The following is an 11,562-nucleotide window of genomic DNA, read 5'->3' on the forward strand; positions in this document are numbered from 1 at the left end:
ATGCCAGTAACCGGGCCTTCGCCAGCGGGTTCTCATCGACTTTTGACTGATCGGCACGGCAGCATTGGCCAGGCTCCTCCGCTGGAGACGTTGTGAGGAGTTGGTCCGGTCGAGGAGCTTCCCGGGCGCTGTTCATCATCGCGCGCGATCACAGCAATCTTGCCCCAAAATTCCGCTCGGGATCCATGTCGGCCACGAGCCGGCCGGTCGGCTTCGCCGCCTCGCCGCCGCTGCGCGCCAGGAATTTTCCGCTTCCGGCGCTGGCGAGACATTTGTCTCCGTCGACGATCAACCGGCCGCGCGACAGCACCGACACCGGCCAGCCCTTCAGCTTGCGGCCTGCGAACGGCGTGTAGCCCGCGAGATCGTGCATCATCTCGTCCGCGATCGTGGTCTCGCGATTGGGATCCCAGATCGCGATGTCGGCATCTGCGCCGATCGCGATCGAGCCCTTGTGCGGATGCAGATTGTAGATTTGCGCCGGCGCCGTCGCGGTCAGCTCGACGAACTTTTCGAGCCCCAGCCGTCCCTTCGACACCATCGCATCGAACAGCAGCGGCAGCCGCAGCTCCAGTCCCGGCAGGCCGTTCGCGATCTGCTTGAAATTCGGGTTCGGCCCGGCGCGCAGCTTGCCGGTCTCGTCATAGCGATAGGGCGCGTGATCCGACGAGATGGTCTGGAGATCGCCGAGCGATAGCGCCTGCCACAGCGCCTCCTGGTCGGCATGCGTGCGCGGCGGCGGGCTGCACATCCACTTGGCGCCCTCGACGCCGGGCTTGTCGAGATCATCAGCCGTGAGGAACAGATATTGCGGACAGGTTTCGGCGAAGACCTTCAGACCCTGCCCGCGCGCGTCACGGATCACCTTGGTGCCTTCGGCCGTCGAGACGTGGAAGATCATGATCGGCTGGTCGATCAGTGCGGCCATTCCGATCAGCCGGGTGAAAGCTTCCGCTTCCGACACACGGGCGTGGCTGACGGCGTGGTATTTCGGCGTCGTGTAGCCGCGCGCGAGCAGCCGCTTCACCATCCAGGCGATGATGCCGTGATTTTCAGCATGGGCGCACAACATCGCGCCGGACTGGCGCGCGGCCAGAAGGATGTCGAGCAGCGGCTCGTCATCGACCTTGAGCCGGTCGTAAGTCATGAAGATCTTGATCGAGGCGTGCCCCTGCTTGACAAGCGCTGGAATGTGCTCCTCGATCGTCTCCTTCGTCGCGTCTGCGATGATCATGTGAAAGGCGTAATCGATCACGGCGCCTTTCCTTGCGAGCGCGTGATAGTCCTCCACCACCTGCGGCAACTTCATCCCGACATGCTGGGCCGCGAACGGAATCACCGTTGTCGTGCCGCCGAAAGCTGCGGAGACGGTCGCGCTCTCGAACGTATCGGCATTCATGATGCCGGCTGCCGACAGCTGCTCGATATGCGCGTGGCTATCGACGCCGCCGGGCAGCACCAGCTTGCCACGTGCATCGATCTCGCGCCTGCCCGGCGGAAGCCCGTGACCTATGGCTGCGATGGTCTCGCCGGAGATCGCGACATCGGCCTCGAACACGTCGGTCGTGGTCGCGACGCGTCCGCCGCGGATGATCAGGTCGTAGTGAGGTTCAGTCATGAGGCACTCCGTGACTGGCTCGAGCGAGATGATCGCCAAGTTGCAGAAGGATCATCGGCATCACTTCTCCGGCGGCGGCACCGCGCCGGTGCGGCTGGTGATCAGGCCATAATGCTCGATGCGGCGATGCGCAGCGAAGTTGAAGATCGTGGACTTGCCGAAGCTGGTGGCGTCGAGGTCGCAAGCATGGACCAGCAGCTCGTCGTCCTCTGTCCTGGCTTCAGCCACGATCTCGCCGTTGGGATCGACGATCAGGCTGCCGCCGAACAGCCGATGGCCATCCTCGACGCCAGCCTTGGCGACGGCCACGACCCAGGTCGCATTCTGATATGCGCCGGCCTGCACCGAGAGACGGTTGTGAAACATGCGCTTCTCGATGCCCTCCTCGCTTCGCTCCGCATTCACTGACGGCGTGTTGTAGCCGATCAGCACCATCTCGACGCCTTGCAAGCCCATGACGCGATAGGTCTCCGGCCAGCGGCGGTCGTTGCAGATGGCCATGCCGATGATGCCGCCGAGCTCACGCCAGACGTTGAAGCCGAGATCACCCGGCTCGAAATAGCGTTTCTCCAGATGCTGGTGCGAGCGCTTGCTGTCGTAGTCCGCATGGCCCGGCAGATGGACCTTGCGGTATTTGCCGACGATCTTCCCGGACCTGTCGGTCAGAACAGCGGTGTTGAAATGGTGGCCGTCAGGCGTCAGCTCGGCATAGCCGAAATTCATCGCGATTCTGTGCCGTGCCGCACGCTCGAACAACGGCCTGGTCGCGGCGCTCGGCATCTCGCGTTCGAACCAGATGTCGAACTCGGCGCGATCCTCCACATACCAGCGTGGGAAGAACGTCGTCAGCGCCAGCTCCGGATAGACGATCAGGTCGGCGCCCTTTGCTTTCGCCTCGTCCATGAGCGCGATCATGCGCTTGACCACCGCCTCGCGGCTGTCGGCCTTCTGGATCGGCCCCATCTGGGCGGCAGCAACGTTGACGATGCGCATTAGCGGGCTCCTGATTCTTGCAAGTGGCAAATGTCTCGGCGAGGCTGGGAAATCGTAGCTTCCGGGATGTCGGCGCGCGCAGCATAACGCAGCCTCGCCGGTTTTCCACCTAAGCAGCTTTCATGCCGCACAGAGCCACTCGGCATCCCGCAAAAAGCCGAACGGCCATGCGGGATCGTCGAGCTAGGCAAAATGGTCTGCTGGGACTCCCTTGGCAGCGCGAACAGTGCGCGCCGGATCGAAGGACATGCAAAGCGAATCGAACGACATCATCACGATACAATTCGTCAACTCACGGCTGCGCTGGAACTCTGGCGTTCGCTTCTCGTTGATGGTCTAACTTCCAGCCCGCGATGGCGCGCTTCATTTCCCTTCCGGAGTTTCATCGATGACCTCAGCCGACCGGCCGGCGACACGGCTGGCCACGCGCCTCTCGTTCCTGATCGCCGGGTTCGGCATCGCCTGCTGGGCGCCGCTGGTGCCGTTCGCGAAGGAGCGGCTCGCGATCGATGATGCGGTCCTCGGCTTGCTGCTGCTCAGCCTCGGCATCGGTTCGGTCGTCGCGATGCTCGCCACCGGCATCTTGAGCGCACGGCACGGCACCAAGCCGATCATCATCGCGGGCGGAATCGGTCTCGCACTGATCTTGCCCCTGCTCGTCATCGCCGGCACGCCCGTGACATTGGCGCTGACGCTTCTGGCATTCGGCGCTGCGCTCGGCTCCATCGACGTCGCCATGAACATCCACGCCGTCGAGGTCGAACGCGCGGCAGGACAGCCGCTGATGTCGGGCTTTCATGCGCTCTTCAGTATCGGCGGGTTCGCCGGATCCGCGGTCATGACGGCGCTGCTGTCGTTTCATCTCGGACCGCTCGCGAGCACTCTGATCTGCTCCGTCCTGATGCTGCTCGCGATGGCGCTGACCTGGCCGCGCCTGCTGCGCAGGGCGCAAGTGCAGGAGGGACCGCTGTTCGTGTTGCCGCATGGCATCGTGCTGCTGTTGGCGCTGCTGGCGGCCATCACCTTCCTGATCGAAGGCGCCATGCTCGACTGGGGCGCGCTGCTCGTCATCGGCAAGGGCCTCGTCAGCGAGGCGCGCGGCGGGCTCGGCTACATCGTATTCTCGATCGCGATGACCGCCGGCCGGCTCGGGGGCGACGCCGTGGTGGCGCGTGTCGGCGATCGCGCAACGCTGGTCGGGGGAAGCCTGCTCGCCGTCACCGGCCTTGCAGTGCTGTTGCTCGCACCGAACGCTCCAATTGCCATCGCCGGTTTCCTGCTCATCGGCCTTGGCGCCTCGAACCTCGTCCCGGTGCTGTTCCGTGGCGCCGCCACGCAGACCGCGATGCCGACGGGGCTCGCAGTGGCCTCGATCACCACCGCCGGCTACGCCGGTGTTCTGGTTGGCCCTGCCGGCATCGGCTTCGTCGCTCACGCTGTCGGGCTGCCAACGGCATTCTGGGTGCTCGCCGCGATGATGTGCATCGTCACGCTGTCCGCGCGTGCCGTAACGAGAAAATAGCAAGGCGCGCCACGGCGTGCCGTGACGCGCCCTCCAATGGACATGATGCGGTTTTTACGCGCTCGCCTGGGTCACGAACTTGGTGTTGAGATAGCCTTCGATCGCCTCGAGGCCGCCTTCGGAGCCGTAGCCGGAATCCTTGATACCGCCGAACGGCACCTCCGGCAGTGCGAGACCGTGGTGGTTGATCGACACCATGCCGCTCTCGATGTCGGCGCCGATCGCCTGCATCGTCTTGGTCGACGTGGTGTAGGCATAAGCCGCAAGGCCATAAGGCAGACGATTGGCCTCGGCCACGACCTCGTCATAGCTGCGGAAGGACGTGATCGGCGCCAGCGGGCCGAACGGCTCCTCGTTCATGATGCGGGCCTCGCGCGGCACGTCGGTGATGACGGTCGGCTCGAAGAAGAAGCCCTCGTTGCCGATACGCTTGCCGCCGGCCTGGATCTTGGCGCCGCGCTGGACCGCGTCGGAGACAAGACCTTCCATCGCGTCGACACGGCGCGGGTTGGCCAGCGGGCCCATGCGGGTGTCCTTGTCCAGTCCATTGCCGACCTTGAGGCTCTTGGCGGCCGCAACGAACTTGTCGACGAATGGCTGGTAGACGCTCTCGTGCACCAGGAACCGCGTCGGCGAGACGCAGACCTGGCCGGCATTGCGGAACTTGTTGGCCGAGAGAATCTTCGCGGCGTTATCGAGGTCGGCGTCCGCGAACACGATCGCCGGCGCATGGCCGCCGAGCTCCATGGTGACGCGCTTCATATGCAGGCCGGCGAGCGCAGCCAGATGCTTGCCGACCGCCGTCGAACCCGTAAAGCTGATCTTGCGGATGATCGGATGCGGAATGAGATATTCCGACACCTCCGACGGCACGCCGAACACCAGCTGGACGACGCCGGGCGGAATGCCCGCGTCGGCGTAGGCGCGCACCAGCTCCATGCAGCTGGCGGGCGTTTCTTCCGGCCCCTTCACGATAATCGAGCAGCCGGCGGCGAGCGCGGCCGAGATCTTGCGCACCGCCTGGTTGATCGGGAAATTCCAGGGCGTGAATGCGGCAACCGGGCCCACCGGCTCCTTGGTCACGAGCTGGGACACGTTGCCCATCCGCGGCGGCACGATGCGGCCATAGGCGCGGCGGGCCTCCTCCGAAAACCAGTCGATGAGGTCGCCGGCCAGCATGGTCTCGCCCTGGGCTTCCACGACCGGCTTGCCCTGCTCCATCGTCATGACAGGCGCGATCTCGGCGGCGCGCGAGCGGACAATGTCGGCCGCTTTCCGCATCAGCTTATAGCGGTCGAACGGCGAGGTCTTGCGCCAGACCTCGAAGCCGGCCCTGGCAGCCTCCAGCGCCCGGTCGAGGTCCGCCTTCGAGGCGTGCGGGGTCTTGCCGATCGGCTGGCCGGTTGCTGGATTGAGGATGTCCTCCGACTTGCCGGAGGTGCCGTCGGTCCACTCGCCGGCGATGAACATCTGAACTTTCGGATACATCCTGATTGCCTCCTTACATGATTTCGGCGGCCCGACTTTCGGCCGCCGCTTAGGTGGGTGCAGAGCTACACTGAAAGGCGGCCGGCGGAAAGAGATCAAAGCCGCCCCAGGGGCGCATCGCTGACCTTCCCGAGGCTCAGGTTGCAAATTTCGATTGCAGGCGCCGCCAGCCGATCACGATGCCGGTGACGGAGAACACCAGCCCGAGCGCGCAGAACCCAACGATCAGGACATCGCGCAGGCGCGGATGCGCCATCAGGACCAGGACATCGAGCGTGTGCAACGCGCTGTAGGCCCAGCGATAGGCTCGCCGCGACGAATCCAGCCGTTGCAGCACGCTGCCGCCGGCGGCATCGATATCGAACCAGACGTCATCGCAGCGCGAGCGATACACCGGTGCCCCGGGGACGCTGGAGCGAGCGGGATATTCATCGCTGTCGGCGAGGACGGAGGCTGCGTCACAGCGGCCCCCAAGGCGCGTGGTGAGGCTGATGACGTCCTGCGCGTCCAGGAACATCATCCGACGATCTCGCGCCGGTTCGCCCGCCCTAGTCAAGGTCTGGCTGTCAAGACCGGTCCTGTCGCGCCGGTAGGCACTCCCGTTGAAAGCAAACCATTCAACTTCCCGGGCTCCGGTCGAAAGCGACTGCTCGTTCAGCGGCGGGACACCGCGCCAGTCCGGCACGGCATTGGTAACGCCCGCTTCTGCCGCCGTGAGTTGCCCGCGCGAGAACAACCTGCCGTGGTCCATGGAGAGCCAGCCGCTGAAGATCCAGGTCAGCACGATGACAGTCGATCCGAGACCGATGATGTGATGCAGAGCATGCCAGCCGCGATAGGGCGAGCCGATCAGCCCTCCTCGCCGTCTGATCCGCACAATTCCGAGCACCGCGCCCATCACCGCTGCGACCAGCGCCAGCAGCGAAAGCGTCCAGACCACCCGATCCCACAGCGCCCAGTTGCTTCTTAGGACCGTCGGATAGATCCAGTGCAGCACGCTGCCGGCGAGATTCCAGCCCCGCTCCGACCGCGTCGTATCCAGAACCACCTCGCCCGTGCGCGACGAAACATAGACTTCCGTCCCAGCCGCATCGCCGAGCGCCACACGAAAAAGAGGCCGATGGCGATCAAAGCCATCCGGCACGCCCCATTGATCGTAATCGGCGCGCGCAACGATCGTGGCACGTACGGCATCGAGTCCGCGGCGATCGGCATGCGCCCGCGCAATGGCGAGCACGACTTCGGCCGATTGCACCGATGCGTCAGCCCCGTCTGATGCATGGACCGCCCGCATACGCGACGATCCCGACACGACATAGACCGGCCCGTCGCTGCGCTGGATCAGGCGAGCGCGCGTGGCGTCGGGGATCCCGCTCGCGACCATCGCGTCGCCGACCGCGATGATCGCCTCTCCGGGCTGCACCGGTGCGAGCCCGGCAAAGCGCTCCGCTTCCGTCAACGACGGAAACGGGACGAAGTGCATCACGATTCCACTCGCGAACCACATGGCGAACAGGAGACAGAACGCGATTCCAAGCCAGCGGTGCAGGAGGACGAGCGCGCCCATCATGGAGCACTCCCTACCATTTGAACGCGGCCGAGATCTCGTAGGTCCGCGGCGAGCCCAAGAGGATCTGGTCGGGATAGAACGGATCGCCCCAGATCGCGTAGCGCTTGTCGGTGAAGTTACGCACCCGGAACGTCAGGCGCGCCTGGTCAACCGCATTGAAGACCGTCTTGGGGACGTCGACGAAGGCATAGAGATCACCGACGGTGTAGGCGTTCATCGTCACGGTGTTGGCGTCACTGTTGTAGCGGTCGCCGACATGGCGGCCGGTGATGCCGATCTCGACCGGCCAGGGCGTGAAGAAGTGCCAGGATGCACCGGCATTGGCGACGACACGCGGCACGTTCGGCGGCGTGTTGCCCGAGAAGGAACCGCCGACGAAATCATAATCGGCATAGCGCGCATCGACATAGGCGATGTTGCCCCATAGCCGCAGCGGCTCGATCGGTCGGATCGAGCCGGCAAGCTCGATGCCCCTGGACTCCTGCCGCCCCGCCACGTTGAGGGTCTGGCCACCCGCCGCCGCATAGACGTTCTTGCGCAGGATATCGTAAGCCGAAAACGACCACTCCGCCCTGTTGTCCCATAGCACGTGCTTGACGCCCGTCTCATAAGTGCGCGCCGTGGTCAGATCCAGCTTCTGGGTCGGCGCCAGCAGGAAGACGTTGTTGGCCGAGACATCGGCGCCGGTGGCGCACTGGCTGAAGAATGTCAAACCGGGCACGGCTTCCCAGGTGTAGCCGATCCGCCCCGTGACCGGCGCCCAGTCTTTCGTGAAGGGGAAGTTCGCCTTCTCGAGGCCATTGACGTCGGTCGAATTGCGGTCGAGCCCGATATGCTCGATGCGCAGGCCGCCAATCAGCGCAAACGTCCGCGTCAGCTTCAGCCGGTCCTCGAACGACAGCGCCTCGTTGTCGATCCGCGCGGTCTGCTGCCTGGTCGTGAGCAGGCCGTAGAAGCCGCGGTCGGGATTGACGAGATCAACGGAATCGCCGGGGAAATTGGCGGCGCCCGGCCGGACAAAATCGAGATAGCTCGACGACAGCGTCGTAACGAGCCTGTTGTCGAAGCCCGCGATGTCGGCATCCCACGTCAGATCGGTGATGTTGCCGACCAAGCGCTGGCTGTGCGCGACGTAGAAGCGGCTGCGATCGACCGTGTTCGTGGCCGTATTGAACGCCTCGATCTCGTTATTGAACCAGCTGCGCTCGGCTCCATATGCATAAGCCTGGCTTTTCAGCGTCAGGTCGGGCGCCAGCTTGAGCTCGAAGCCGCCGCGCAGCCAGAGTTCCTGCGCCACGTTGCTGTTATCCAGGACGTTGTAGTTGGTGTTGAAGGTGCGATCGTCAATGGTTACCGGCCCGAGACTGGTCCCGTTGAAGTTCGAGACGTAACTTCCGGAGACGATGCCCGCTGTCGCATGCGAGCCACTGAACGCGACGGGCACCAGTGGCGCGCCCCAATAGGCCTTGCCGCGATCCTCGCGATATTCGACGGCGCCCCAGACCTCGAGGCTGTCGGAGATGCGGTAATTGAGCTGGCCGGAGACGTCGAGCGTTTTGGTGTTGGTGTCGTCGGCGAAGCCGTTGAGCGAGGAACGGCTGACGTCGAAGCGATAGTCCAGCCCCTGGACATTGGTGCTGCCGCCCGAGCCGTAATGGGCGCGGAACGAATTCAGGAAGTCATACGAGAACTCTGCTTCGTTCCGAACCAGCCCGGAGTGCGGCTGCTTGGTGACAAAATTGATCGCGCCGCCGGCGGCACCCTCGCCCGAGATCAGCGAGGCCGGGCCTTTGAGGATTTCCACAGCCTCGAGATTGGCGGTGTCCATGATCCGCGAGGTCATGTTCTGCGGCCCGATCTTGATGCCGTTGTAGAGCGTGTTGATCTGGCTGTTGGTGAAGCCGCGGATCGAGAACGCCGACGGCTCGGCGGGATTATCGCCGGCGGTGACGCCGACAGCGCCCTGCGCCACGTCGGAGACCGTGCGGTAGCCCTGCTCGCGGATGGTCTCGGCGGAGATCACCTCGACCGTGGCCGGTGTCTCGCGCACAGTCAGGCCGAGGCGCGAGGCGCTCTCGGCGACGGCGTTGCTGTTGAGAGGGGTCTGAGCATTCGGCATGACTGGCTTGGACGCGGCCGCCATCGCGGCAGGCCTGCGCGCTGCTGCGCCTCGTGCGCTCGCCGCGTCCCGGCCGGCCGGTTTTGCCTGCTTGCGCGATGGCGGCGCCGACACTTCCACGGGCGGCAGCGCCTCGCGGGCCTGCTGCGCCAACGCAGCCGGCACGTCGAACACTGGAAGCAATATGAGGGCGGCGGACGCCAGCAGAAGGCGGCGTGGTCGTAGAATACGAGCGGAAAACACGGTTAGACCTCGGTGTGACGTCAGTGGCACGTCACCGCGAACCGAGGTCCATCATCAGGCTGTCAGCCGTCCGATGAAGCCGAATGTCTGTACTCCCCGACCGACATCTTCGCGTGTGACCACGGCTGACGGCAGGTCTCCTGGCTCGCGGGTCGTGACCACTTCGTCGCCTTCCCGGGACCGAGGACCCAGTGGCTTGTGACGAAGGATTCACCGCTCACAGTTGCGGGGGCAGCTACGGCATTGGGGAAACATCCCCGCACCGCATTCCCTTTTCATCCCCTTTCGGGGAAACCGTCATCGCCATCTAGGATTACGGCGAAGATGGAGTCAATGTGCCAGACGCGGCGATAAGCCACAGCGGGCAACTTCCCTGGGAGATCTGCATGGAAGGCGAGACCTTCCTTTGGTTGATACGGCATGCCCCCGTCGAGGGCGTCGCGGGCACCATCCACGCGGCTGATGCGCCGGCCGATCTTGCCGATCGCACGCAGCTGGAGGCACTGCGCCAGCGCTTGCCGCGGGATGCGGCGAGCTATGCCAGCCCGTCGCGACGCACGGTGGAGACCGCACGAGCGCTGGGGCTGGAACCTGGGCTGGTGCCCGAATTCGGCGAGCAGGACTTTGGCGACTGGACGGGTCGGCGGCATGACGAGCTCGCCGCGGTCGGTGGCGAGACCTATGCGCAATTCTGGAGCGACCCGGCACGCGGCCGGCCGCCCGATGGAGAGAGCTTTGAAGACCAGATCGCGCGCGTCAGGCTCGGCCTCGCGCGGATTGGTGCGGGCTCAGCAACGCTCGTCGTTCATTCCGGCACCATTCGTGCCGCACTCTGCATCGCGCTCGATCTGACGCCGCAGGTAGCCTTGCGCTTCGTCATTGATCCGCTGTCGCTGACCCGGATCGACCGGCTCGCGACTGGCTGGCGCGTCGTGTCGGTCAATCAGCAGGTCAGCTAGGTCTGTCGGGCACATTGGCCTGCGCAAAAGTCGCCATCTCGTTGTGAAGGGCGCAGGCCGCCCGCACCAGCGGCAGCGCGATCGCAGCCCCCGATCCCTCCCCGAGCCTGAGATCGAGGCTGATCAGCGGCTGCACGTTCAGCGCGCGCAGCACCAGCCGATGCCCCTGCTCCGCCGATTGATGCGACGGCAGCAAGAACGGCCGGCACGATGGGTTCACCCGCACCGCGGCGAGTGCGGCAACCGACACGATGAAACCGTCGATCAGCACGGGAATGCGCGCCTGCGCAGCCGCGATGATCGCGCCGGAGATGGCCGCGATCTCGAGGCCGCCAACAGCGCACAGGATCTTTTCGGGTGAAGCACCCGCCAAGCCGTGACGCCCAATCGCGGCGTCCACCACACGCGCCTTGTGGGCGCGGCCGGCCGCATCGACACCGGTGCCATGACCCGCGATCTCTTCCGCGCTGATACCGAGCAGGCTTGCCGCGATCGCCGCAGACGTCGTGGTGTTTCCGATGCCCATCTCGCCAAAGATCAGGAGGTCGGGCTGGTTGGCCTCCGCCCGCGTCACGGCGCGCCGGCCGGCCTCGAAGGCGAAGGCCAGCTCCGCAGGTGTGAGCGCAGGCTCAATGCTGAAATCGCGCGTGCCGTGGCGCGGCTTGTCCGCGACAATGCCCGGCATCTCTTCCTGCGCCAGCGTTCCAGCGTCGACGACTTCAAGGGTGGAACCAAGCTGGCGCGCCAGCACCGAGATCGCAGCACCGCCGGCAGCAAAATTCGCCATCATCGCGATGGTGACCGCTTGTGGATACGCCGATACGCCTTGTGCGACGATGCCGTGATCGCCGGCGAAGACGATGATCGGCACGCGTGTCGCACGCGGTTGTTCGGTCGCCTGCAGGCCGGCAAGCTCGATCGCGAGCTGCTCGAGCCGGCCGAGCGCACCGGTCGGCTTTGTCAGTTGCGCCTGCCGCGCGATTGCTGCTTCGTGATGAACCGCGGAAGTCTCCGGGCATTTCTGGGTGACCCATTCAGGGAACATGCTGC

8 protein-coding genes and 1 riboswitch are annotated in these 11,562 nt (G+C 65.0%); of the genes, 2 read left to right on the forward strand and 6 right to left on the reverse strand.

Annotated elements, in window-relative coordinates:
* Positions 1-148 precede the first annotated feature (148 nt).
* Together hydA and BM374_RS11020 are read right to left on the reverse strand one after the other, a co-directional pair.
* A complete protein-coding gene (gene hydA, locus BM374_RS11015; RefSeq protein WP_092291968.1) occupies positions 149-1,618 on the reverse strand; it encodes a dihydropyrimidinase in 1,470 nt (489 codons plus the stop codon).
* A 60-nt stretch (positions 1,619-1,678) separates the two neighbouring features.
* Complete coding sequence (locus tag BM374_RS11020; RefSeq protein WP_092291745.1) at positions 1,679-2,611, reverse strand: N-carbamoyl-D-amino-acid hydrolase; 933 nt, start codon at positions 2,609-2,611, stop codon at positions 1,679-1,681.
* 388 nt (positions 2,612-2,999) lie between these two features.
* Here BM374_RS11020 and BM374_RS11025 point away from each other — a divergent pair, with 388 nt between their 5' ends.
* A complete protein-coding gene (locus BM374_RS11025; protein WP_092291748.1) occupies positions 3,000-4,133 on the forward strand; it encodes an MFS transporter in 1,134 nt (377 codons plus the stop codon).
* A 54-nt stretch (positions 4,134-4,187) separates the two neighbouring features.
* On the opposite strand, the gene BM374_RS11030 is transcribed toward BM374_RS11025, so the two are convergent.
* The 3 genes from BM374_RS11030 to BM374_RS38535 all read right to left on the reverse strand — a co-directional run bounded on the left by BM374_RS11030 (position 4,188) and on the right by BM374_RS38535 (position 9,553).
* Entirely contained in the window at positions 4,188-5,621 is a 1,434-nt protein-coding gene (locus BM374_RS11030; RefSeq protein ID WP_092291751.1) for an NAD-dependent succinate-semialdehyde dehydrogenase, read from the reverse strand.
* 136 nt (positions 5,622-5,757) lie between these two features.
* Positions 5,758-7,191 carry a PepSY domain-containing protein gene (locus BM374_RS11035; protein WP_092291753.1) on the reverse strand — a complete coding sequence of 478 codons (1,434 nt, stop codon included), beginning with the start codon at positions 7,189-7,191 and terminating at the stop codon, positions 5,758-5,760.
* 10 nt (positions 7,192-7,201) lie between these two features.
* On the reverse strand, positions 7,202-9,553 hold the full coding sequence (locus BM374_RS38535; RefSeq protein WP_177248216.1) for a TonB-dependent receptor: 2,352 nt from the start codon (positions 9,551-9,553) through the stop codon (positions 7,202-7,204).
* A gap of 113 nt (positions 9,554-9,666) precedes the next feature.
* Positions 9,667-9,867: riboswitch (cobalamin riboswitch) on the reverse strand.
* 72 nt (positions 9,868-9,939) lie between these two features.
* Between BM374_RS38535 and BM374_RS11045 the strand changes: the two genes are divergently transcribed.
* Positions 9,940-10,512: a histidine phosphatase family protein gene (locus BM374_RS11045; RefSeq protein WP_092291755.1), complete on the forward strand. Its 573-nt coding sequence runs from the start codon at positions 9,940-9,942 to the stop codon at positions 10,510-10,512.
* Here BM374_RS11045 and cobT read toward each other — a convergent pair.
* Positions 10,505-11,557 (reverse strand): nicotinate-nucleotide--dimethylbenzimidazole phosphoribosyltransferase, encoded by a 1,053-nt coding sequence (cobT, locus tag BM374_RS11050; RefSeq protein WP_092291758.1) that lies wholly within the window; start codon positions 11,555-11,557, stop codon positions 10,505-10,507. The genes BM374_RS11045 and cobT overlap by 8 nt on opposite strands.
* Between the last annotated feature and the right edge of the window lie 5 nt (positions 11,558-11,562).

Origin of the sequence: Bradyrhizobium sp. Ghvi (assembly GCF_900115265.1) — a bacterium.
In the GTDB taxonomy this organism is placed as follows: domain Bacteria; phylum Pseudomonadota; class Alphaproteobacteria; order Rhizobiales; family Xanthobacteraceae; genus Bradyrhizobium.